Annotated in this window: 21 protein-coding genes and 1 pseudogene; 3 read left to right on the plus strand and 19 right to left on the minus strand. The window is 72.3% G+C overall.

Going from position 1 to position 23,528, the window contains the following annotated elements:
* Positions 1-30: 30 nt before the first annotated feature.
* Both AMIS_RS29920 and AMIS_RS29925 read left to right on the plus strand, forming a co-directional pair.
* Positions 31-546 carry a GNAT family N-acetyltransferase gene (locus AMIS_RS29920; protein WP_014446186.1) on the plus strand — a complete coding sequence of 172 codons (516 nt, stop codon included), beginning with the start codon at positions 31-33 and terminating at the stop codon, positions 544-546.
* Positions 547-624: 78 nt separating this feature from the next.
* A complete protein-coding gene (locus AMIS_RS29925) occupies positions 625-1,359 on the plus strand; it encodes a class I SAM-dependent methyltransferase (RefSeq protein ID WP_014446187.1) in 735 nt (244 codons plus the stop codon).
* Here AMIS_RS29925 and AMIS_RS29930 read toward each other — a convergent pair.
* From AMIS_RS29930 to ald, 4 genes are all read right to left on the minus strand, one after another.
* Positions 1,356-2,033 (minus strand): zinc metalloprotease, encoded by a 678-nt coding sequence (locus tag AMIS_RS29930; protein WP_014446188.1) that lies wholly within the window; start codon positions 2,031-2,033, stop codon positions 1,356-1,358. The two genes, AMIS_RS29925 and AMIS_RS29930, sit on opposite strands and share 4 nt — an antisense overlap.
* An 11-nt stretch (positions 2,034-2,044) precedes the next feature.
* Entirely contained in the window at positions 2,045-2,977 is a 933-nt protein-coding gene (locus AMIS_RS29935) for a ParA family protein (RefSeq protein ID WP_014446189.1), read from the minus strand.
* A 100-nt stretch (positions 2,978-3,077) separates the two neighbouring features.
* Positions 3,078-3,983: a site-specific tyrosine recombinase XerD gene (locus tag AMIS_RS29940; protein ID WP_386932272.1), complete on the minus strand. Its 906-nt coding sequence runs from the start codon at positions 3,981-3,983 to the stop codon at positions 3,078-3,080.
* Positions 3,980-5,095: an alanine dehydrogenase gene (gene ald, locus AMIS_RS29945; protein ID WP_014446191.1), complete on the minus strand. Its 1,116-nt coding sequence runs from the start codon at positions 5,093-5,095 to the stop codon at positions 3,980-3,982. Before ald ends, AMIS_RS29940 begins: the two co-directional genes overlap by 4 nt.
* Before the next feature lie 130 nt (positions 5,096-5,225).
* Between ald and AMIS_RS29950 the strand changes: the two genes are divergently transcribed.
* Positions 5,226-6,392, plus strand: a complete 1,167-nt coding sequence (locus AMIS_RS29950) for a barstar family protein (RefSeq protein WP_014446192.1) — start codon at positions 5,226-5,228, stop codon at positions 6,390-6,392.
* Between the two features lie 153 nt (positions 6,393-6,545).
* Here the strand turns inward: AMIS_RS29950 and AMIS_RS29955 are convergent, their stop codons facing one another.
* The 15 genes and pseudogenes from AMIS_RS29955 to AMIS_RS41985 all read right to left on the minus strand — a co-directional run.
* A complete protein-coding gene (locus tag AMIS_RS29955; protein ID WP_014446193.1) occupies positions 6,546-6,962 on the minus strand; it encodes a VOC family protein in 417 nt (138 codons plus the stop codon).
* 153 nt (positions 6,963-7,115) lie between these two features.
* A complete protein-coding gene (locus tag AMIS_RS29960; protein ID WP_014446194.1) occupies positions 7,116-7,961 on the minus strand; it encodes a CPBP family intramembrane glutamic endopeptidase in 846 nt (281 codons plus the stop codon).
* A 338-nt stretch (positions 7,962-8,299) separates the two neighbouring features.
* Positions 8,300-8,878 (minus strand): NUDIX domain-containing protein, encoded by a 579-nt coding sequence (locus AMIS_RS29965; RefSeq protein ID WP_014446195.1) that lies wholly within the window; start codon positions 8,876-8,878, stop codon positions 8,300-8,302.
* A gap of 1 nt (position 8,879) precedes the next feature.
* The gene (locus AMIS_RS29970) at positions 8,880-10,586 is read right to left on the minus strand and encodes a CTP synthase (RefSeq protein WP_041830150.1); all 1,707 of its coding nucleotides are present in this window, start codon (positions 10,584-10,586) and stop codon (positions 8,880-8,882) included.
* Between the two features lie 147 nt (positions 10,587-10,733).
* Complete coding sequence (locus tag AMIS_RS29975; protein WP_014446197.1) at positions 10,734-12,944, minus strand: hypothetical protein; 2,211 nt, start codon at positions 12,942-12,944, stop codon at positions 10,734-10,736.
* Positions 12,941-14,053 (minus strand): glycosyltransferase family 4 protein, encoded by a 1,113-nt coding sequence (locus AMIS_RS29980; protein ID WP_014446198.1) that lies wholly within the window; start codon positions 14,051-14,053, stop codon positions 12,941-12,943. Before AMIS_RS29980 ends, AMIS_RS29975 begins: the two co-directional genes overlap by 4 nt.
* Complete coding sequence (gene murJ / locus AMIS_RS29985) at positions 14,050-15,648, minus strand: murein biosynthesis integral membrane protein MurJ (RefSeq protein ID WP_014446199.1); 1,599 nt, start codon at positions 15,646-15,648, stop codon at positions 14,050-14,052. Before murJ ends, AMIS_RS29980 begins: the two co-directional genes overlap by 4 nt.
* Positions 15,645-16,478 (minus strand): hypothetical protein, encoded by an 834-nt coding sequence (locus AMIS_RS29990; protein ID WP_014446200.1) that lies wholly within the window; start codon positions 16,476-16,478, stop codon positions 15,645-15,647. Before AMIS_RS29990 ends, murJ begins: the two co-directional genes overlap by 4 nt.
* Before the next feature lie 25 nt (positions 16,479-16,503).
* Positions 16,504-17,433, minus strand: coding sequence for a copper transporter (locus tag AMIS_RS29995; protein WP_014446201.1), 930 nt, complete (start codon positions 17,431-17,433; stop codon positions 16,504-16,506).
* 7 nt (positions 17,434-17,440) lie between these two features.
* The gene (gene steA / locus AMIS_RS30000) at positions 17,441-18,619 is read right to left on the minus strand and encodes a putative cytokinetic ring protein SteA (protein ID WP_041830151.1); all 1,179 of its coding nucleotides are present in this window, start codon (positions 18,617-18,619) and stop codon (positions 17,441-17,443) included.
* A gap of 73 nt (positions 18,620-18,692) precedes the next feature.
* Positions 18,693-20,450, minus strand: coding sequence for a DNA repair protein RecN (gene recN, locus AMIS_RS30005; protein WP_014446203.1), 1,758 nt, complete (start codon positions 20,448-20,450; stop codon positions 18,693-18,695).
* 50 nt (positions 20,451-20,500) lie between these two features.
* Entirely contained in the window at positions 20,501-21,388 is an 888-nt protein-coding gene (locus AMIS_RS30010) for an NAD kinase (protein WP_014446204.1), read from the minus strand.
* Complete coding sequence (locus AMIS_RS30015) at positions 21,385-22,200, minus strand: TlyA family RNA methyltransferase (RefSeq protein WP_014446205.1); 816 nt, start codon at positions 22,198-22,200, stop codon at positions 21,385-21,387. The genes AMIS_RS30010 and AMIS_RS30015 overlap by 4 nt, the downstream gene beginning before the upstream one ends.
* 25 nt (positions 22,201-22,225) lie before the next feature.
* On the minus strand, positions 22,226-22,417 hold the full coding sequence (locus AMIS_RS30020) for a hypothetical protein (RefSeq protein ID WP_014446206.1): 192 nt from the start codon (positions 22,415-22,417) through the stop codon (positions 22,226-22,228).
* A gap of 367 nt (positions 22,418-22,784) precedes the next feature.
* Positions 22,785-23,426, minus strand: a pseudogene (locus tag AMIS_RS41985) (phasin family protein); the annotation flags it as partial.
* Positions 23,427-23,528 lie beyond the last annotated feature (102 nt).

A 23,528-nucleotide genomic window follows, 5' to 3' on the forward strand; every position in this document is an offset into this window, starting at 1 on the left:
CGGTTGCTGCTCTCCGGTTACGCTGCCGCGATGAAGTCACTGATCACTCCGCGTCTGGTGTTACGCGAGTGGGAGGAGAAGGACGCCGGGTTCATCCTGGACATGTACTCGCGCTGGGACGTGATGCGCTATCTCGGCGCCGAGCCGCAGGTGCTCACGGATCTGGCCGGCGCCCGTGCCCGGCTCGCCGCGTGGCGCGACCGGCAGGACGACGTGCACACCGTCTGGGCGGTACAGGACCGGCAGACCGGGCACCTGCTCGGCACCGCTTTCCTGGTGAGACTGCTGGCCGGCACGCCGCTCACCCCGGCCGCCGAGACCGAGATCGGCTGGCACCTGCACCCGGACGCGTGGGGCCGGGGCTACGCCACCGAGGCGGCGACGGCCGTTCTCGCGTACGCGGCCCGCTTCGGTATCTCCCCGGTGCTGGCCGTGACGTACCCGGAGAACGCCGCGTCGCAGGCGGTGTGCCGCAGGCTGGGCATGCGGCACCTGGGCCGGACCGATCGCTACTACAACATGACCTGCGAACTCTTCTCGACATAGGCCGGCGGATCCGCCGAGCAGGGCGTGACGGGCCGGATGCGGAGGGATTGGCCGGCGCCGGGTGGGTAAGGGATTGACATGTCTCTCTTGGATGACCCCGGACTGTTCGGGCGGCAGTGGGCCGCCGGCTACGACCGGCCCGGCAATCCCGACCCGGAGCCGGCCGCCGCGTTCCTCGCCGGGCTGGCCGGGGACGGACCGGCGCTGGAGCTGGCGATCGGGAGCGGCCGGGTGGCTCTGCCGCTGGCGGCTCACGGCGTACCCGTGGAAGGAATCGAAGCCTCACCGGAGATGGTGGAGCTGCTGCGGGAGAAGCCCGGCGGGGAATCCCTGCCGGTCGTCGTCGGTGACATGGCGGACGTGGCCGTGAACGGCGCCTACCCTCTCGTCTACCTGGTGTTCAACACCCTCTTCAACCTCACCGTCCCGGGACGGCAGGAGGACTGCTTCCGCAACGTGGCACGCGTTCTCGCGCCCGGCGGCCGGTTCGTGATCGAGGCGTTCGTGCCGGACGAGGCGAAGTTCGCGACGGAGGAGCGGGAGGTGCAGGTGCACGACGTCACCGAGGACTCGGTGACGGTCCGCATGCATCGGTACGACCGGGAGGCGCAGACCTTCCTGCGGCAGACCCTGACGTTCACCGGGAACGGCGTCCAGCTGCGGCCGTTCGGGATGCGTTATCAGTGGCCGGAGCAGATCGACGGGTTCGCCGAGGCGGCCGGGCTGCGGCTGGAGGCGCGGTACGCGGACTGGGACCGCAGCCTGTTCACCGTGGAGAGCCGGAGCCACATCTCGGTCTACCGCAAGGATTAGACCCAGACGCGGAGGAAGAGCACTCCGAGGAAGTCCAGCACCATGTTGAGCAGCGGGTAGCCGGTCGGGAAGAACGCGAAGATCAGCAGGAGCAGGACGCCGATGTTCTTGTCCTCGAGCCAGAGGCGCATCCACTGCATACCGGCGGCGGGGCGGCGCAGCGCGTTCCAGAGGATGCCGAAGCCGTCGAGCGGCGGGATCGGGATGAGGGCGAGCAGGCCGAACGCGAGCAGGCCGACCCCGAGGGAGAGCACGATCTGCTGGGCCGCCGGGAGGTTCACGCCGCGCAGGATGTCACCGATGCCGGCGTTCGCCAGGACGAACTCCGCGGTGTCCGGGAAGACCAGGGCGTAGGCGGCGATCAGCAGCTCACCGGCGAGGATGCAGGCGACCGGACCGGCGATGAAGACGGCAGCCGCCCGGCCTCGGCCCCGGTACCGCGGGACCTCGTCGACGGAGAGCTGCTTGCCCCAGCCCATGCCGCCCACCGCCGCCGCGACCGCGCCGAACGGGTCGATGTCCTCGCGCGGGCTCAGACGCAGGGAGACGCGGCGTTCCGCCAGGCCGACCGTGCGCGCGGTGAACCGGATGGCGATGGCCCGCAGCGCCAGGCCGAGGAGGAAGGCGATCAGGAGGGCGACGAAGGCGACCGGTTCGCCGAGGGCGAAGAGCACGGGTGGCGGACCTAGCCTCGTTCGGCCTTTGCGGCGATGACCTCGCGAGCGAGCTGACGGTAGTTGCGGGCGCCGGACGACGCCGGGTCGAGCGAGGTGATCGGGGCGCCGGCGACCGTGGACTCGGGGAACTTGACGGTCTTGGTGATGACCGTCTGGTACACCTTGTCGCCGAACGCCTCCACCACGCGCTGCAGCACCTGGCGGCAGTGGGTGGTGCGGGAGTCGTACATGGTGGCGAGGATGCCCTCGAGCTCCAGGTCGAAGTTGAGCCGCTCGCGCACCTTGTCGATGGTGTCGAGCAGCAGCGCCACGCCGCGCAGCGAGAAGAACTCGCACTCCAGCGGGATGAGCACGCCGTGCGCGATGGTCAGCGCGTTGATCGCCAGCAGGCCCAGCGAGGGCTGGCAGTCGATCAGGATGAAGTCGTACTCCTTGCGGACACTTCGCAGCGCCCGGGCCAGGGCCATCTCGCGGGCGACCTCGTTGACCAGCTGGATCTCGGCGGCCGAGAGGTCGATGTTCGCCGGGAGCAGGTGCAGGCCGGCGACGTCGGTCTTGATGATGACGTCCTCGGTGGCGACGTCGTCCTGCATGAGCAGGTTGTAGACGCTCAGGTCGAGGTTGTGCGGGTTCACACCCAGGCCGACCGAGCAGGCGCCCTGCGGGTCGAAGTCGACGAGGAGGACCTTCCGCCCGTACTCCGCGAGCGCGGCGCCCAGGTTGATGGTGGTCGTCGTCTTCCCGACACCACCTTTCTGGTTCGCCAGCGCGATGATCCGCGCCGGGCCGTGCCGGTCGGTCGGCATCGGCTCGGGGATCGGGCGGCGCATGGTGTAGGCCGTGGGATCCGCCGGACCCAGGTCAGCTCCGAGATCAAGGGAGTTCTGCTGCTCGCGGAGCGTGGACGTCCAGGCCTCTGCGCGCTCGCCGTTCCCTGACATGACCTCGCCCCCCTCCCGGCTCGAAGCCCGACTGTACGCCACGACCGCCGCCCCTTCGGGGTCAGCCGTTCGGCGTGTCGCACCTGTGGGTACGCATCTTCTAACGAGCGCGCGGATGAGAGGTGGCGTAGACCTCCCGGAGACGCTCGACGGTCACCAGCGTATACACCTGCGTCGTCGTGACTGACGCGTGTCCCAGGAGTTCCTGAACCACGCGGACGTCAGCCCCGCCGTCGAGCAGATGCGTGGCGTACGAGTGACGCAGGGTGTGCGGGCTCACCGCGTAGGGGCCCTCGACGGGCAGGCCCACCGCTGTCGCACAGCGGTGCAGAACCGTCCAGGCGCTCTGCCGCGACAGGCGTCCGCCTCGGGCATTCAAGAAGATCGCCGGGGTACCGCGGCCGTTCTCGATCAGCAGAGGGCGGGCCCGGGTCCGGTAGGCGTCGAGCGCATTGCGGGCATAACCGCCTATGGGGACGATCCGGCTCTTCCCGCCCTTGCCCTTCAGGATGACGTCCTCCTCATGAAGATCGTCGATGTCCGCGCCGACCGCCTCGGAGATCCGGGCGCCGGTGCCGTAGAGGAACTCCAGCAGCGCCCGGTCCCGCAACCCCAGCGGCGAATGCGTGTCCGGCACCGCGAGCAACCGGCCCACCTGGTCCACGTCGAGCGCCTTGGGCAGCCGTTTCGGCGGCGCCGGCGGACGGATGTCGGCCGCCGCGTCCTGCCCGGCCAGGCGCTCGCGGACGGCGAACCGGTGCAGCCCGCGGACCGCGCTGATCGCCCGCGCGGCCGACGAGGACGCGAGCCCGCCCTCGCGCAGCCGGGCCAGGTGCCCGGTCACGTCGGCGGGCCGCACCTCCCCCAGGTCGGTGACGCCCGCCTCGGCCAGCTCCGCGGCGTAACGCTGGAGGTCACGCCGGTAGGAGGCGAGCGTGTTGCGGGACAGTCCCCGCTCCACGCTCAGGTGGTCGAGGTAGGCGGTGATCGACTGGTCCAGGTTCAGCGGAGCACCTCCGTCAGCGATATCGAGCCCATGCCGTGCGCCTCGGCGACCGGGCCGTAGACGACCTCGCCGCCGAACGTGTTCAGGCCGCCGGCCAGCGCCGGATCGGTCCGCAGCGCGTCCCGCCAGCCCCGGTTGGCCAGCTCCAGAGCGTACGGGAGGGTGACGTTGGTGAGCGCGTAGGTGCTCGTGTGCGGCACCGCGCCGGGCATGTTGGCCACGCAGTAGAACATCGAGGAGTGCACCGGGTACGTCGGGGCGTCGTGCGTGGTCGGCCGGGAGTCCTCGAAGCAACCACCCTGGTCGATCGAGATGTCCACCAGGACACTGCCCGGTTTCATCCGGGACACCAGGTCGTTCGAGATCAGCGTCGGCGCCTTCGCCCCCGGCACCAGCACCGCGCCGATCACCAGGTCGGCGTCCAGGACCGCTTTCTCGATCTCGTACGCGTTCGACGCGATCGTCTGGATGTGCCCGCGGTAGTCGGCGTCGACCGCCCGCAGCCGGGCCACGTTCTTGTCCAGCAGCAGCACCTCGGCCTGCATGCCGAGCGCGATCGCCGCGGCGTTCAGCCCGGACACCCCCGCGCCGATCACCACCACCTTCGCCGCGTAGACACCCGGCACACCGCCCATCAGCACGCCGCGGCCGCCGCCCTGCCGCATCAGGTGGTACGCCCCGACCTGCGGCGCGAGCCGGCCGGCGACCTCGGACATCGGGGCCAGCAGGGGCAGCGAACGGTCCGGCAGCTCGACCGTCTCGTACGCGATCCCGGTGACCCGGCGGTCCAGCAGCGCGTCGGTGCACGCCTTCGACGCGGCCAGGTGCAGGTACGTGAAGAGCACCTGCCCGTCCCGCATCCGGTGGTACTCCTCGGCGATCGGCTCCTTGACCTTGAGGATCAGGTCACCGGTCCCCCACACCGCGTCGGCGTCCGGCAGGATCGTCGCGCCCGCCGACTGATAGTCACCGTCGGTGATGGAGGAGCCCAGGCCCGCGCCCGCCTGCACGAAGACCTCATGGCCGGACCGGGTGAACTCGAACACCCCGGCCGGAGTGATCGCCACCCGGAACTCGTTGTTCTTGACCTCGCTGGGAATGCCGACCTTCACGAGCCGACACCGTCCTCTCTCCACGCTGAGTTAGTCCCCTTTGCGCGGAGAGTACCCTTGAAAGACCTCGGGTTTCGCGGCTCATGTCCCGGGTTACCCCTGTTGGCTCTTCAGGCGGTACGGTCGCCGGATGATCGGCCCTCCCTGGCTTCTGGTCGACGAGACCATCGACGATGGTGACAGTCTCGTCGCGGCGTGCGCCGACATCGACGGGCTGTTCGCCACGGTCACCGAACCCGCCCTCGAGCGTTACACACTGCTCGACTGCACGCCGGCCGGGCGGTTGCGGGCGGCCTGTGACGGAACCGGTCCGGCGTGGGTGGGCAATATCGGTCTCGGGGCGGTCGAGGACCCGTCGAAGGACCAGGAGTTGCTGGACGTGACCGTCCTCGACGCCCGCCGGTCGTCGCGGCACGGGCCGCTCGACGTCGTCATCGAGGGCCGGCTCCGTGATCAGCCGGCGGTCACGCCACCGACCGGCGGTTTCGAGCTCACCGGGATCATGGCGGACGGCGAGGAGGACTTCGGTTCCTGCGGCGCCACCGAGGGCGTCCACCGGGACCGCCCCGCGCCGGCGCCCCGCCCGGCCACCCTGATCGGCTGCCGCCCCGGTCCCCGCCTGCAGCGCGCCATCGACGCCGCCTCCCGACCGGCCGGCAGCCCCGGCGGCGCCCGGCACCGCCGCTGGATCAACGCCTCCGTCTTCACCATGGCCCACGACGGCACCGCCAGCCGGCTGCTCGACACCGGCATCGGCGCCGAGGTCGCTGCGGTCCGCCCCTCGCTGCACGGCGACGACCTGGTCGACGTGGTGCTCGAGCCGACCTATGCGGACGCCGTCGTCGCGCCCCGGCCCGCGCAGGCACGCCAGGTCTGGGAGTTGTGGCGGGCCGGGCGCCCGGCCGAGGCGGGCAGCTGGGCCGGATACGACCGCGAGCTGCGGCAGGAGTGGGCCGGGGCGGCGCTCGCCCACCACCGCCACGTGCCCGACCGCCGGTCCCGGGTCTTCCACCTCGACGGCCGGCAGGTGACCGACGAGGAGGGCTTCTACTGCGCGATCGGCGAGGCCGTGAACGGGCCCGGCGGCTACTTCGGGTGGAACCTCGGCGCCCTGCACGACTGCCTGCAGGGCGGCTGGGGCGCCGCACCCGGCTTCCAGCTCATCTGGCACGACGCTGCGGTGGCGCGGGCGGCGCTGAAGCCGGGCTACGACCGCAGGTGGTGGGCGCCGGCGCTCACCATGGACCAGTTGCTGGGCCTGCTCACCGCCGCCGGCGTGGACGTCGACCTCCGCTAGCGTTTCCGTTGACGGTCAGGCCGGCCGCGCGGTCAGCCGGGCGAGTTCTGCCGGCGTTCCGATGGCGGACCGGTGCGCGCCATGCCGACTCGGCGTCGCCGGAGCACACGACGGACAACAAGTGTCCGGACAGGAAAGGCGCAGCGAAAAACGTCAGCCGACGAAGACGCAGAACGTGTGACCGTCGGGATCGGCGTAGACGCGCAGTGGCTCCACCGGGTCGTCGCTGCGGTCGAAGCGCAGCGTGCCGCCCAGGCTGAGCACCCGCTCGTGCTGCCGGTCCAGCTCGGCGACCGAGCCGACCGCCGTGTCCAGGTGCATCTGCTGCGGGACACCCGCGTCCGGCCAGGTCGTCGGCTCGACCTTGTCGGTCTGCTGGAACGACAGCTGCCAGGAGCCGTCGTCGCCGAGCAGGACCAGCCAGTCCTGGCCCTTCTCGTCGGGTGTGCCGGGCGCCGGCGGCTCGTCACCCGGCCGGTACTCCAGCCCGAGCAGGTGACGGTAGAACTCGGCGAGCCGCCGGGCGTCCGACGAGTCGAGGACGAATGCTCTCAGCTTCGGAACAGTCACGCCGGTCTTTCTACCCCGGCAGCTGGCAGACAATCACGTCACCGGCGCGGAATCGCTCGGCCGCCGGCGTGGCGAACTGGACGCCGCGTCGTTGATCCGCCGCCGTTTTCCATAGTCCGTCCTGGATGCGGCCAACTGCCGTGCGTCAAGGAATCACCCGCCGATCAGCACCGGGATCAGGGTCAGCCCGTTGATCGCCGCGTGCACGAGGAGGATCGCCCAGACATTCCGGTATTTCGACCACAGATAACCGGCGAAAAGGCCGAGCGCGCCGTTCGAGGTGAGAATAACGAGAGTGATGTCGAGGAATGGGCCGTCCGCGTACCGGTGAACGTGCATCAGGACGAAGAGCAGCGCCGTCGCGACGATTCCGGGCCATCGGCCCCACAACGCCTCGAGACGGGTCTGCAGGATCACCCGATAGAAGATCTCTTCCAGCACGCTCGCGGTCAGGAACGTGTAGAACGCCACGACGGCGAGCTCGACCCGGTCCCAATCCTCATAACCGGAGACGTCCCATTCGGCGAGCGGACTGTAGAAGAACAGATAGCCCCAGACCAGGATCACCAATGCCGGGCCGAGCCAGTGCCAGAGCTTCGGAATGCGCTCCCGATGCGCGCGCGCCGGTGACGGCCGCCGGATCCGGCGCAGCACCACCCACGCGCCGACCAGCAGAATCAGGACCTTCGCCACCGGATAGACGAGACTTTCCCCGGTCAGCACACCGGCGAGGGGAAACAGCAGCGCCAGCCCGATCAGCCAATAGGCCTGCCGCCGCAATCGCTCATCCGGATCGACGGCCAACACCGGCAGACGCGGCGGAATCAGCGCGATCAGCGCCAGCCCCACCAGATAGGGAATCACCACGCCGGCAAGCGGCACCGCCCCCGCTTCCGCGTCGGCCGACGTCGCCAGATCCGTCCGCCCCATCACCAGCAACAGAATCGGTGCCCCGGCGAGAAGAACAATCCCGGCCGCGGTCAACGCTTTCGTCCGCATCAATCCATCATGGACGCCGAAGGCAAATGGGTACGAGCGGACCCCGCTCCACCGCACCAGCCCCGTCCCGCCTTCGCCGGGCACCTGACGGCCCCTTCCGCCGGCGCGGCCCGCCGCCGGGCCTGGCGTGCCGCCGGGCCTGGAGTGCCGCCGGGCCTGGAGTGCTGCCGGGCCTGGAGTGCCGCCGGGGCCGGCGGCGGGTCGCGCCGGGGCATGGACGTCAGTGCCGGGTGCTGCGGGACGGGTGGGGTGCGGTTGGGGACGGCCATGGGCGTACCCGGAATGGAACGGCGCCGGACCGAAGACGGCCCGGCGCCGGAAAATCCCAGCTTGCGGCGTTATGAGCGGTTCAGCACGGACCAACCGGTGTCGCGGGCGCGCGCGGCAGCGAGCAGACCCGCGACGGCGGCCGCGTTGGTGATCTCCCCCTGGAAGATCATGTCGACGGCGGTGTCCAGGTCGACGCGGCGGATCTCCAGGTCGGCCTCCTCGGCGGTGCGCACGTGGCGCTCGGCCGCGGGGACCGGCGTGAGGTCGCGCGCGAGGTAGACCAGCACGAACTCGTCGCTGAAGCCCGGCGAGGTGTGCAGGTCGACCAGGCGGTCCATGCGGCCCGCCTGCAGATCTGCCTCCTCGGCCAGCTCACGGGCCGCGGTCAGCGCCGGCTCCTCGCCCTCGACGTCGCGCAGGCCCGCCGGAAGCTCCCAGAGGTGGGCCTTGACCGGGTGGCGGTACTGCTTGATCAGCACCACCCGGTCCTGGTCGTCGAGCGCGACCACGACCACCGCGCCGCGGTTCTCCACCACGTCACGCCGCGCCGAACCGCCGTCCGACATGGTGACCTCGTCGGAGTAGACCGAGAAGATCGCGCCGTGGTAGCGCTCGGTGCGGGACAGCCGCTCGTGCTCGAACGCCACCTCAGGCCTCGGCCGACTCGGTGAGAGCGGTCTCGGCGAGGACCGGCAGCTCGTCCGCGGCCGCATACGTGATCGCGGCCTTGACCAAACCGTCGAAGAGCGGGTGCGGACGGGTCGGGCGGCTCTTCAGCTCCGGGTGCGCCTGAGTGGCCACGAAGTAGGGGTGCGTCTCGCGGTCCAGCTCGATGAACTCGACGAGCCGGCCGTCCGGCGAGGTGCCGGAGAAGACCAGGCCGGACTGCGACAGCTTGTCGCGGTAGTCGTTGTTCACCTCGTAGCGGTGCCGGTGCCGCTCGGAGATCTCGGTGGAGCCGTAGACCTCGGCGACGATCGAGCCGTCCCTCAGCTTCGCCGGGTACGCGCCCAGACGCATGGTGCCACCCAGGTCGCCCTTGCCCGCGACGATGTCCTCCTGATCGGCCATCGTGGAGATCACCGGGTAGGTGGCGGTCTCGTCGAACTCCAGCGAGTTCGCGCCGGTCAGGCCGGCCAGGTTGCGCGCCGCGTCGATGGTCATGCACTGCAGACCCAGACAGAGACCCAGGATGGGTACGCCGTTCTCCCGCGCGTACCGGGAAGTGTTGACCTTGCCCTCGATGCCGCGGACACCGAAGCCACCGGGGATCACGATGCCGTCGACGCCCTTGAGCGCGGTCGCCGCGCCCGACATCGTCTCGCAGCTGTCGCTCGGCACCCAGCGGATCTGGATCTTCACGGTGTTGCCGAAACCGGCCGCGCGGATCGCCTCGGTGACCGAGAGGTACGCGTCGGGGAGGTCGACGTACTTGCCGACGAGCGCGATCGTGATGGTGCGCTTCGGGTGGTGCACGCGCTCCAGCAGGTCGTTCCACTGCTTCCAGTTGACGTCCCGGAACGACAGCCCGAGCCGGCGCACCACGTAGGCGTCCAGGCCCTCGTCGTGCAGCACCTTCGGGATGTCGTAGATGCTCGGCGCGTCCGGGCAGGCGATGACGGCCTCGGCGTCCACGTCGCAGTAGAGCGCCAGCTTGTGCTTCATCTTCTCGGGGATCTCGCGGTCGCTGCGGCAGATCAGCGCGTCCGGCTGGATACCGATGTTGCGCAGCGCGGCCACCGAGTGCTGGGTCGGCTTGGTCTTCAGCTCGCCGGACGGCGCCAGGTAGGGCACCAGTGAGACGTGCAGGTAGAAGACGTGGTCCCGGCCGACCTCGTGCCGCACCTGACGGATCGCCTCGAGGAACGGCAGCGACTCCATGTCGCCGACCGTGCCGCCGACCTCGGTGATCACGACGTCCGGGACGTTGCCGTTCTCGTCCGGGTCCGCCATCGCGAAGATCCGGCTCTTGATCTCGTTGGTGATGTGCGGAATGACCTGCACGGTGTCGCCCAGGTACTCACCGCGCCGCTCCCGGGCGATGACCGCCGAGTAGACCTGGCCGGTGGTGACGTTCGCCTTGCCGGAGAGGTCCCGGTCGAGGAAGCGCTCGTAGTGACCGACGTCGAGGTCGGTCTCGGCGCCGTCCTCGGTCACGAAGACCTCGCCGTGCTGGAACGGGTTCATCGTCCCGGGGTCGACGTTCAGATAGGGGTCGAGCTTCTGCATCACGACGCGGAGACCGCGGGCGGTGAGCAGATTGCCGAGGCTGGAGGCGGTGAGGCCCTTGCCCAGCGAGGAGGCGACGCCCCCGGTGACGAAGATGTGCCGCGTGTCGCGCACTGTTGAGGCCAAGGCCCGCTCCCGTGGTCGCCTGTCTTTCGGATCTTGCGGCGGGGGCCGGTCACATTCACGGCCTGACCCCATCCACGGGAGTTCACCGTAACACTGTTTGCCGGGACCGCCACGTCGGGGCTGATCGGTTAGCGTGTCCTCCCGCCTTTATAGGGGTTTTACGCTGCGCGTCGGATCAGCCCGTTCCGTCTCCGGAACTAGATCTTCGTCGCTTTTGCGCAGCGACGGCCCGCCCGGTCCGTCGGTCTCCCCCGGCGGAGGCGTCCGGTCCGCGGCGTGCAGCAGGACACGCAGCGTGGTGAGAACCGCCACCGGGACGGCGAGCGCGGCAGCCGTGCCGGCCACCCCCAGCGCCGTCCCGCCGAAGATCCCGGCGATCAGCGTGGCCACGATCGTGCCGGCGATACCGGCGCGCACCGCCGGGTGCAGCCCGAACACCCGGTTCAGGCCGCCCCACGGGGAGAACTGGCAGAAGACCATCATCAGCGCGCCGAAGATCGCGAGCAGGGTGAGCGGGCTGTCCACCAGCGCCTGCCCGCTCGCCGACGCGGCCCGCTGCATGGCCGGACCGGCCGTGCCGTTGCCCAGCGCGGTCAGGAACCGGCCCAGCGTGCCCTGCTCCAGCGGCGGGCGGCGCAGGTCGAAGACGGCGAAACCGACGGTGACCACGAAACCGGCGAGCGCCGCCCAGGCGAACCGGGGGAACGTCAGCCAGCCGCCGGTGCTGATCGCCGCCGCCACGCACACCCCGGCGGTCAGCGCGATCGCACCGGTCGGGTCGGCGCCCAGGTACGGGCTGCCCACCATCACCACGCCCAGCCCGCCGAAAATCACCACGACCAGCGGGCGCCACTGCCGGGTCACCTTCTGCGCCACGCACCCGGCGAGCAGCAGCAGACCGGCCACCAGCGCGCCGAGACCGACGCTGCCGACACCGGCGTACCGCACGCCGTAGACCGCGGAGTACCCGGCCACCCCGTTGAGCTGCAGCCGGGCGCCGGTGAGCAGGTCCACCGCGACCACCACGACGGCCGTCGCGGAGACCGCCGCCATCGGCCACAGCGTCCGCGGATAGCGCCGCGGCAGGCGGATCAGCAGCGTGCCGAGCACCATCAGCGCGCCCGTGGCCGCGCCGAACATCCAGGCCGGATGCTCCGCGCTCCACCACGGCACCAGGTCGGCCAGCAGCGCCGCCGGGATCGCCAGGCCGGCCGCGATCAGGGCCGCCTCGACCACCGTGACCAGCCGGCGCGGCGGCAGCGGCGGACCCGTCGGACCGGCGTGCCGCCGGGCCCGGATCAGCACCGGCACGGACACCGCGAAGAGCAGCAACTGGACGACGGCGAGCACGGTGAAGAAGATCTCGGCGACGCCGCGCTGGGCTATCGCCCGCCGGTCCGCGTCGTGCTCGCCCTGCATCGCCACGGCCGGGTCCGCCGGGCGGCCCTCGGAGACGGTCGCGGCGTATCCGGCGAAGAGTTTCTCCGGCGCCGGGCGGCCCAGCGCGGAGAGCACGGTCGGCGCCAGGTCGACGAGCTGAAGGTAGCCGTCCCGGCCGGTGCCGGCCGAGGTGAGCCAGCCGCCCTCCCAGCCCGGCCCCTCGGCGATCGCGACGTGCAGCCGCGAGCTCGGGTCGGTGTCGGAGACGCCGGCGATCAGCATGAGGGAGCGTTCCGGGCGGGCGGCGAGCACCCGCGCCAGGGTCGCGTCGGCGGCGGCCACCGCGGCCTGCCGCTCCGCGCCGCCGCCGTTGATCGTGCCGAGGTCGACGATGCTCAGCACACAGTCGTCGAGCAGCGCGGACGGGTCCTCGGGCAGCTCGGCGGCGTACTTGTCGACGCGTCCGAACGGCCGGGCCGCCGCGATCGCCGCGCCCGGGCCGACGGCGTAGGTGCAGCGCACCGATTCGGCCAGCGCGCCGGGCGTGGTGCCGTACGGCATCCGGTCCTGGTTGTTGCGGACCACCGTGCGCTGGTCGGCGACGTTCGCGCCGATCGCGTCCGGCCGGTTCAGCTCCGGCGCGGCCGCCGCGCAGCGCCCGGTCACCTCCCGGGTGTCCCAGGCCGCGTAGTTGCCGGCGCCCAGCGTCAGCCAGCCGTCCGCCGGGCAGGTCACGTCGTGCGCGGACCGCACGGTGAGCCAGCCGACCGCGCCGCGGGTCGCCTCCGCCCACAGCGCCGGGGTGCGCTGCGGATCCAGGTCCTCCCAGCGCAGACCGGGCGCCGCGGCCACCACCACATAGTCGGCGGAGCCCCGGCTCGACTGCTCGGCCGGGCGGATGCTCAGACCGGCCAGGCTGCTGACCGCGACCAGGGCCACCAGCAGGTAGGGCAGCCAGACACGACCGCTCCGGGTCACCGGCGGACCGCCGTGACCTCGGCATAGGCGGCCCGGACGCCGGCCACCACGTCCGGTTCGGTCGGCCAGGTGGCGGCCTGCCGCGGTCCGCGAGCCGCGTAGTCGGCGCGCATCCCGGGATCGGCCAGCATCCGGCGGACCGCCTCGTCGAGCGCGTCCAGGTCGCCCGGCGGGATCTGCACCGCCGCGTCACCGACCAGCCCGGGCAGCCCGCCGACGGCGGTGACGATCAGCGGCACCCCGGCGTGCAGCGCCTCCTGGGTGAACAGCTGCCGCGCCTCCCAGTCGCTGGTGACCACCGCCAGGTCCGCGCCGGCCAGCAGGTCCGGCACGTCACCGCGGTGCCCGAGCAGGTGGAACGGGGCGTGCAGCTGCGAGGCGCGCTGGGCGAGCGGCATGTAGCTCGGCCCGGAGCCGGCCACCGCCACCACCGGGGCGGGGGTCAGCTCACGCCAGCGGGCGGCCCCGTCGACGAGCAGGTCGTAGCGTTTCTGCGGGTGCAGCCGGCCGACCGAGAGGATCAGCGGGGTGTCCGGCCGGAGACGGAACTCGGCGCGCACCGCGGCGCGGCTGCGTTTCGGCGCGGCCAGCCGGGGCGAGGCGACCGGGCCGAGCCGGGCGTTCTTCGCGCCGAGCACGACGGCCCGCTGCACCAGGTCCTCCGAGGCGCCGAGGGTGAGCGTGGCGTTGCGCGCCACGATCCGCTCCAGCAGCGCGCCGGCCTGCCCCTTCAGCCCGCGGGCCAGCACCGCGTTGTGCCAGGTCACCACGACCGGCAGCCCGGTGCGCGCGAGCGAGACGACGAAACCGGCCCGCAGGCCGTGCGCGTGGATCACCTCCGGCTCCCGCCCGGCGATCGCCTTGCGCAGCTGCCGGATCGCGCCGGAGTCCTGCGGGCCGGGGTCGGCCGGGATCTCCACCGGCGCGAAGTCGACGCCGGACGCGCTGAACCCGAAGTGCGCGTCGGTCGCGGCCGGGCCGCAGACCAGCACCCGGCACCCGCCGTCGGCCAGCCCACGGGCCAGCGATGCGACGTGCTGGCCGATCCCGCCGGTGCTGGACGCCAGCACCAGCACCACCGAGCCACGCCACCTGTCGTCGCTGCTCACGAGCCGTGTTCTCCCCTCGAAAGACGCAGTTTCCCGGCCAGCGGTCCCAGGTCACGCCGGTCCAGCAGGAACGCCACCGCGACGAAGACGCCGGCGACGGCCGCACCGCCCAGCATGCCCTCCGCGAGGGCGGCGGGCACGCCCGGGGTGGGCCAGAATGCCCGTTCCAGCCCGGTCACGACCGCCCATCCGGCGGCCCCGGCAGCCAGCCCGGCGACGACCGCGGTCACGCTCGCCCGGGTCAGCCCGCTCAGCGCGGCGGCGCCGGCGTGCCGGCGCACCGCGAAGGCCAGCAGGGCCGCGAGAACGGTCATGCCTGCCGCGTTCGCCAGCCCCAGCACCAGCGCCTGCCTGCCGTCGACGAGGTTCACCAGGGCGAACGCCGCGACGGCCGCCACCAGCCAGCCGGCCGCTGTCGCAGCGGCCGCGGCCACGGTGGCGCCGCGCGCGTAGAGCGCCCGGGAGAGGAGCGCGAACAGCGCGTAGCCGAGCAGGCCGGGTGCGAACCCGGCGATGCCGGCCGCTGCCGGTGGCGCGTCGATCAGGTAGGCGGCGGGCTCGGCGAGCGCCACCAGCGCGGCGGCCCCGAGTCCGGCGAGCAGCACGACGGTGCGTGCGGTGCCCGACAGCGCGGTCCGGTAGCCGTCCTCGTCACCGTGCTCGGCGGCGGCCGACAGCCGGGGGTAGACGGCGGTGGCCAGCGGCACCGCGAGCACCGCCCACGGCAGCAGGAACACCGTCTGCGCCGTGGTGTAGATGGTCAGGCCCCCGGCTGCGGTGAGCACGAGCACCACCAGCGTCATCAGCTGCTGCGAGCCGACCGTGACCGCGCCCGCCCAGCCGAGCCGCACCGCCGTACGGCCGACGCCGCCGGGGAACCGCAGGGCCGGGCGCAGCCGCAGCCGCAGGCCACGCAGCGGGAGGATCAGGCAGAGCGAAAGGACCACCACGCCGAGGGTGGTGCCGCCCGCCAGAACCAGCTCACCCGTGGACGACAGGCCGCCGATGTCACTCTTCGCGCCGTCGACCAGCGCATACGTCAGATAGGCGCCGATCACCGTCACGCTGGACAGCAGTGGCGCGATCACCGGCCAGGCGAACCGGTGGTGCGCCTGGAGAACACCGGTCAGCACGATCCCGATGCCGTAGAGCGGGAGCTGCGGCGCGAACACCCGCAGCATGCTCGCGGTCAGGTCCCGGTTCTGCTCGGGCGCGCCGGCGAGCAGCAGGTCGCTGATCGGGCCGGCCAGCGCCGCGAGCAGCAGCGCGAGCGGCACGAGCAGCAGCAGCACCCAGGTCAGCAGCGCGGAGGTGACCGCGTGCACCCGGTCCCGGTCACCGGCCGCCACCGAGCCCGCCAGCAGCGGCACCACCAGGCTCGCCAGGGCGCCCCCGGCGACCAGCTCGAAGACGATGTTCGGGATGACGTTGGCGGCGTTGTAGACGTTGCCGAGGGTCTCGTGCCCGACCGTGCGCAGGAAGACGAAGGTGCGGGCGAACCCGGCGAGGCGGGCCACCACGGTGAGGATGGTGATGAGAGCCGCCGCGCCGGCGATCTTCGCGGCGCCGCCGCCGGACTTCACCGTATCCGTCACGCTTCGGGAGGCCGGCGGCCGAGCTCGTCGACCGCGCGCAGCCACGGCGTGTCCTGGATGACCTTGGTGAAGCTGATCTGCTCGCTCGCCGCGGTCAGCGACGCCAGCACCGCGAGCGCCGCCACCCGGCCGGCGGTCCCGGCGCGGGCCGTGAAGGCCACGCCGAGCAGGGCGCCGAGCGCGTTGGCGCCGGAGTCGCCCAGCATGATCTCCTCGTTGAGGTCGGCGGGCAGCAGCGCGGCGCCCGCGCCGAGCGTGCCGGCCGTCATCGCGCCGCCCCGGCCGAGCGCCAGCGGGGCGCCGAGGATCGTGCCGGCTTTCAGCGCGCGGCCCGGCCTCAGGTCCAGCAGGTTCAGCAGGTTCGCCGTCCCGGCGATCACGCCGGCGCCGAGCAGGACGTCGGCGCCCCGGCCGAACCGGCTGCGCCGCTCGCTGCCGACCAGCGCGGACGCGACCAGGCCGGCCGCGCCGACCCCGGCGATCTTGACAAGGCCGCTGGTGACCCGGCCCTCGCGGAGCGCGCCGAGGTGACCGGCGAAACCCTTGAACGCCTTCTCCTCCGGGCGGTTGCCGACCACGTCGTCGTAGAAGCCGACCGCGCCGGCGACCGCGCCGGCCGTGACGGCGGCCGCGGCGAGCCGCGGCGTGGCGGCTCCGGACGCGGCGCCGGCCGTGGCGCCCAGCGCGAGCGCGGGGCCGCCGGCCAGCGTGACCGTGCGGCCGTGGAAGTTGGTCCGGCGCAGGTCACCCGCGTTCGGGTCGCGCCGCACCCAGCCGAGCGCGGTCCGCGCGACGATCGCACCGATGCCGAACGAGCGGAGGAGGGCCATGGCCGGAAAGTCTAGTCAGCCGGGGCTACGGCGCTGCGGACGGCACCATCGACGTGGCGCCGGCGCCCAGACCGTACTGTCCGACCTTGTTCTGCACCAGCCGCTCGGTGGCCGCCATCGCGGTCGCGACCTGACCCTGCACGGTGCTCACGTTGTCCACCGTGGAGATCTCCTTCACCAGCGTGGGGTCGCCGCGCACGCCGGAGACCAGGTTGCCCTCACCGGCGCCGTCGCCGGCCACCACGAGCGGGCGGCGCTGGTAGAACTGGCTCGCCACGGTGACCGCCGACTGGTTCTTGCGGGTCGCCTCCTTGTCGGTGGCGGGCTCGCTGGAGACCAGCACCACCGCCTCGGCGCCGCCGCCCGCGGCCTCGTCGGTGGCGACGTAACCGGCCTTGGAGAGCCCGGTCAGGACCGCCGTCACGTCACCGGGCGTCGGGGTCGTCGTGCCCTGCAGCAGGGTGAGCGCGAGCAGCGCGCTCGCCGTCTCCACCCCGTCGCTGTTCCGCGGCAGGGAGGTCACCGGGATGCTCGGCTGCGACGACTGGTCGGCCAGGTCGAGCAGCTCGTTCGTGTAGTTCGGGTCGAAGAACTTCTCCTCGAGGCCGACCCGCGCGGTGAGCGTCGCGCCGGCCACGGACAGCATCTTCACCACGCCGTCGGCGGACTCGTCGGCGCCGGGCATCGAGACCACCGCGATCTTGCGGGTGGCCAGCTTGCCGGCGAGCACGACCGGCGCCACCTGAGTGGCGAAGTCCTGGCCGCTGTTGAGTTCCTCGCGCAGCTGGTTCACCTGGTCGCGCCGGACGTCGTTGTCCTTCTTCAGCGCCTCGAGGTTGGTCCGCAGGTTCTCCGAGACCGGGCCGTTGAGCGCGGCGGTGCCGACGACCAGGCCGATCGCGAGCGCGAGGAAGACCGCGGTGAGCGACACCACGTGGTACCGGAAGTTGATCACGACGCCCTCAGAAAAGATTGCCGAGCTGGAAGACGAAATTGTCCCACCACTCGGACACGACGGTGAGGTACGCCTTCCCCACCGTGGACACGGCCACCGCCGACGCCATCGCGGCCATCGCCGACAGCACCAGGAGCAGCAGCGCCGACCCGGAGATGTTCTGCCGGTAGAGCCGGCTCACGCCTTTCGCGTCGACCAGCTTGCCGCCCACCTTGAGGCGGGTCAGGAACGTCGACGCCATGCCGCCGCGGCCCTTGTCGAGGAACTCGACCAGGTTCGCGTGCGTGCCGACCGCCACGATCAGCGACGCGCCCTTCTCGTCGGCCAGCAGCATCGCCAGGTCCTCGCTGGTGGCCGCGGCCGGGAAGGTGATCGCGTCGACCCCCACGCCGCGGACCCGCTCCAGGCCGGGGGCGCGCCCGTCCGGGTACGCGTGGACGATCACCTCGGCGCCGCACCGCAGCACGTCGTCGGTGACCGAGTCCATGTCCCCGATGATCATGTCGGGGGTGTAGCCGTTCTCCACCAGGGCGTCGGCGCCGCCGTCCACCCCGATCAGGACCGGCTTGTACTCCCGGATGTAGGGCCGGAGGACGTCGAGGTCCTCCTTGTAGTCGTAGCCACGCACCACGATCAGCACGTGCCGGCCGGCGATCCGGGTCCGCACGTCGGGCACGCCGACGCCGTCGAGCAGCAGCTCACGCTCCTGCTTCATGTAGTCCAGCGTGTTCGCCGCGAACGCCTCGAGCTGCACGGACAGGCCCTCCCGGGCATCCGCCATGGACTGGGCGACACTCTCCGCGTCCTGCCGGACCCCGGTCGCCACCGGCTCGCCGCCGAGCAGCACGGTCCCGCCGTCGATGCTGACCGTCTGCCCCTCGCGCAGGCCCTTGAACACGTCCTCGCCGAGGCCGTCGACGAGCACGACGCCGCCCTGGATCAGCACCTCGGGACCGAGGTTCGGATAGCGCCCGGAGATCGACGGCTTGGCGTTGAGCACCGCCGTCACGCCGGACGCGACGAGCGAGTCGGCCGCCACCCGGTCCAGGTCGATGTGGTCGATCACGGCGATCTCGCCGGGACGCAGGCGGCCGGTCAGTCGTTTGGTGCGCCGGTCGAGCCGGACCAGCCCGGAGACCGGCCCCGGCTCCGTGGCACGCGTGCGGCGCAAGGTGGGAAGTCGCATCCCGGCCATCCTGACACGACGCCGCACGCCATCCCCCCGCGACATGCGCCACCTCACCGACAATCGGGACTTATCACGCACGTTTCTCCCGAGCCGCTACGGAGAGCAACTCCTCCGCATGCGCAATGCCAAGATCAGAATCGGGCAGACCCGCCAGCATCCGGGACAACTCGCGGGCCCGCTCGGTCTCCTCCACGATCCGCACACCACTCGTAGTGATCGCGCCACCGGTGTCTTTCGCGACCACGAGGTGGCGATCGGCGAATGCCGCGACCTGCGGCAGGTGCGTCACGACCAACACCTGATGGGTACGGGCGAGACGCGCCAGCCGCCGGCCGATCTCCACGGCCGCCGTCCCGCCGACACCCGAGTCCACCTCGTCGAAGACCAGCGTGGGCGGGCCGCCGGCACCCGCGAACACCACCTCGATCGCCAGCATCACCCGGGACAGCTCACCACCGGAGGCGCCCTTCTGCAGCGGCAGCGACGGCGCGCCCGGATGGGCCAGCAGCCGCAGCTCCACCTCGTCGGCGCCGTCCGCCCCGGCGGCCAGCTCCTCGCCGTCGACGGTCACCGAGGGCTCGTCCCTCGACGGGGAGCGGGTGACGACCGCGACCTCCACCCGCGCGTGCGGCATCGCCAGGCCGGCCAGCTCCACGCTGACCGCCTCGGAGAACCGCCCGGCCGCCTCCCGCCGCGCCGCGGTCAGCCGGCCGGCCAGCTCGCCGACCGTCGCGGCCAGCCGCTGCCGCTCCTTGTCCATCTCCTCGAGCAGCTCGTCGGAGGTGTCCAGCTCGCTCAGCTTGGCCCGGGCGTTCTCCGCCCAGGTGATCACGCCGTCGATGTCGTCCGCGTATTTGCGGGTCAGCGCGCGCAGCGCGGCGCGCCGCTCGTAGATCGCCTCCAGCCGGGCCGGATCGGCGTCGAGCGTGCCCAGGTAGGCCGAGAGCTCCGAGGAGACGTCGCCGACCAGGGTGGCCGCCTCCTCGATCCGCGCCGCCAGGTCGCCGAGCGCCGGATCCACCCCGGCCTGGCCCTCCAGCGTGCGGCGGGCGGTGCCGAGCAGCTGCGTCGCGTCCGGCGTGTCGTCGGCCGCCTCCACACCGCCGGCCAGGGCCTGCGCCGCCTGGGCCGCCGCGACCCGCAGGCCCTCGGCGTGCTCCAGCCGCTGCACCTCGGCCCGGAGATCCTCGTCCTCACCGGGCTGCGGGTCCACCCGGGTGATCTCGTCGAGGCCGAGCTTGAGGAGGTCGGCCTCCTGCGAGCGCTGCCGGGCGTTACGCCGCCGGTCGGTCAGGTCGTCCACCACGCGGCGCCACCGGGTGAACGCCTCACGGTAGGAATCCAGCAGCTTCTCGTGCCCGGGACCGGCGAACCGGTCCAGCGCGGACCGCTGCTCCGACGGGCGCAGCAGGCGCAGCTGGTCGGACTGGCCGTGCACCGCCAGGACCTGCTCGCCGAGCTCGCTGAGCGTCGACACCGGCATGCTGCGGCCGCCGACGTGCGCCCGGGACCGGCCCTCGGCCGTCACCGTGCGGCTCAGCAGCAGCGAGCCGTCGTCGTCGGTCTCACCGCCGGCGTCGGTGATCCGGGTCCGCACCGCGTCGCCGAGCGTCCCCCGCAGGTTCAGCCGGCCCTCCACCACGGCCCGGCCCGGATCGGCGCGGACCCGCCCGGCGTCGGCCCGGCCGCCGAAGAGCAGCCCGAGACCGGTCACCACCATGGTCTTGCCCGCACCGGTCTCGCCGGTGATCACATTCATTCCCGATGTGAGCCGCAGCGTGGTGTCGTCGATGACGCCGAGCCCGGTGATGCGCAGTTCCTCCAGCACAGGGCGAACAGTATCGGTGCCCACCGACAAACGCCCAACCCGGGAGGTGATCAGCGTCGATTGCCGCGCCAGCCCACCACCGGGAGCTCGAACTTCGCCACCAACGTGTCGGTGAACGGCCGGGGCGCCAGGCGGACCACGCGGACCGGCAGCTGACCCCGTTCGACCGTCACCTTCGAGCCGGGCGGCAGGTCCCAGGTGCGGCGACCGTCACAGCAGAGCACCGCAAAGGAGGTATAAGGGTCCACCGTCAGGACGAACGTGGACGTCGGAGCGGTCACCAGCGGCTTGCTGAACAGCGCGTGGGCGCTGATCGGGACGAGCAGCAGCGCCTCGACCTCGGGCCAGACCACCGGACCGCCGGCCGAGAACGCGTACGCCGTCGAGCCGGTCGGTGTGGCGCACACCACACCGTCACATCCGTACCGGGAGAGCGGGCGGCCGTCCACGTCGACGAGCAGCTCGAGCATCTGCGCCCGCTGCCCCTTCTCCACCGAGACCTCGTTCAGCGCCCACGACTCGGCGATCAGACGGCCGTCGTACTCCGCCCGCACGTCCAGGGTGAGCCGCTCGTCCACCGTGTAGTCGCCGGCCACCACGCTGGCGACCGCCTCGTCGATGTGCTCGATCTCCGCCTCGGCGAGGAAGCCCACCTTGCCCAGGTTGATGCCGAGCAGCGGCGCCTTCACCGGCCGGGCCAGGTCGGCCGCGCGCAGGAACGTGCCGTCGCCGCCGAGCGCCAGCACGATCTCCACGCCCTCGGCGGCGCCCGGGCCGTCGACCGGCTTCACCTCGTCCGGCAGGTCCAGGTCGGCGACCTCCTCGGCGATGACCCGCACCTCGAAGCCGGCCGCGATGAGATCCAGCGCCACCGCGCGGGCGTGCTGGGTGCTCTGCCGCCGGCCGGTGTGCGTCACCAGCAGGGCCGAACGCGTCATTTCTCCTCCAGAGGGACCGGTCCGGCCTCGACCACGCTCTCCACCCGCTCCCGGTCGGCGGGCGGGGCGTCACGACGGAACCACACGAAGAACTCCACGTTGCCGCTCGGACCGGGCAGCGGGCTCGCCGTCACGTCCCGCACGCCCAGGCCCAGCTCCTGCGCGGCGGCCGCCACGTCCAGCACCGCCTCGGCCCGCAGCCGCCAGTCGCGGACCACGCCACCGGCGCCGACCCGCTCCTTGCCGACCTCGAACTGCGGCTTCACCATCAGCGCGAGATCGCCGTCGGTGCACGCGGCGAGCGCCGGCAGCACCAGCCGCAGCGAGATGAACGACAGGTCGGCCACGGTCAGGTCGACCGGGCCGCCGATCGCGTCCGGGGTCAGGGTGCGGACGTTGGTGCGCTCCATCACCACGACCCGCTCGTTCTGCCGGATCGGCCAGGCCAGCTGCCCGTACCCGACGTCGACGGCGACCACCTCACGCGCGCCGGCACGCAGCAGCACGTCGGTGAAGCCACCGGTGGACGCCCCGGCGTCCAGGCAGCGCCGGCCGTCCACGGTCAGCCCGCCCCCGCCGAAGGCGCTCAGCGCCCCGGCGAGTTTGTGGCCGCCCCGGGAGACGTACTCGGTCTGCGGGTCCTCCCCGGTGACCAGCACCGGGTCGGCCGGGTCGACCATCGCCGCCACCTTGTGGGCGACGACGCCACGGACCTGCACACGGCCGGCCTCGACGAGAGTGGCGGCCTGTTCCCGGGAACGGGCGAGTTTGCGGCGGACGAGTTCGGCGTCCAGTCGCGCGCGGCGAGCCATTTCAGTTCTTTCTGTACGAGGTGTGTCAGCGGTCGATGCTCGCCAGGGTTTCCTGGAGCACCTGGTGCGCGGCCTCGTACTCGGCGATCTGCTCGGCCGGTGCCAGCCGCGCGGCGTTGGCGAGCGACCGTAGCACCGCGTCCACCGCCGGGTGCCCGGTGTCCTCCGGGTTCCCGCCGAGCGGCGGCGCGGGCTGTGCGGCGTTCGGGAACGTCACGGGATCACGCCTCCGTGGTCTCGGCCGGTCCGGCCGTCTCCGCCGCGCCGCCCTGGCTCGGCACCGCCTTCTTGGCAGCCGCGGTCTTGGCCACAGTCGTCTTGGCCACAGTCGTCTTGGCCGCAGTCGTCTTGGCCACAGTCGTCTTGGCAGCGGCCGTCTGGCGGGGCGCGCGCTTCTGCGCGGGCGTCCGGGCCGGCGCTGCCTTGCTCGGAGCGGCCTTGCGGGCCGACCCGGTCGCGGTCGGCGGTTCGGCCACCGGCGGCAGCGTGGTCGCCGCGGCGGCCTCGACCACCGGGCTGACCGGCGCCGCGGCGGTCCCCGCCGGAACGGGCACACCCACCGCGGGCGTGTCCACACTCGCAGCGGGTGTGCTCTGCGACGGGACGGCAGCCTTGGCGCGCTTGGCCGCAGCCTTCTTGACCGGAGCCTTCGGAGCCACCGCCGTCTTCGGAGCCACCGCCTTCTTGGCAGCCGTCTTCTTGGCCGGCGTGACCTTCACCGGCGCGGGTGTCTCCGGCGCGGCGGCCACATTGCTCGGTGACCCCGCGGGCCCGGTCCCCGCGGCGGGCATCGCGTTCGGCTTGGCCCGCCCGGCCTTCTTGGCGACGGCCTTCTTCACCGCGGCCTTCTTGACCGGCCCCGGCGAGACAGCCGGCCCCGAAGCACCCGCCGGTCCCGGCGAACCCGGCGCCTTCCCGGCCTGCGACTGCGCGTCCCGCAGTTGCCGCTCGAGGTCGTGCACCCGGGACGTCAGATCGGACACCTCGTCGGCGGTGGCCAGCCCGACACGCCCGAGCGCGCGGTCCACCTCGTACCGAACGATGTTGGTCAGCGCCTCACGGTTCGCCACGCCGGCCGAGAGCAGGTCCTCCACCATTGTCTGCAACTGGGCCGCGGTCGCGCCGCCCCGGGTGAGCACCTCCCCCGCGACCTGCTGTGCTTTCTTCCGTGGCGCCTCGGTCAGCCCGAGTGCCAGGTCCAGATATGCCCGCCATGCGTCCGGCATGATCTCGGCTCCTCTCGCCGCGTCGGGTGCCACGCTACCGGGCACCGCAGTCAAACTCCTGAGGTACCGTGCTGGTGTCGCGAGCGCGTGCTGGTGTCATGA

Origin of the sequence: Actinoplanes missouriensis 431 (assembly GCF_000284295.1) — a bacterium.
GTDB classification, from domain to species: domain Bacteria; phylum Actinomycetota; class Actinomycetes; order Mycobacteriales; family Micromonosporaceae; genus Actinoplanes; species Actinoplanes missouriensis.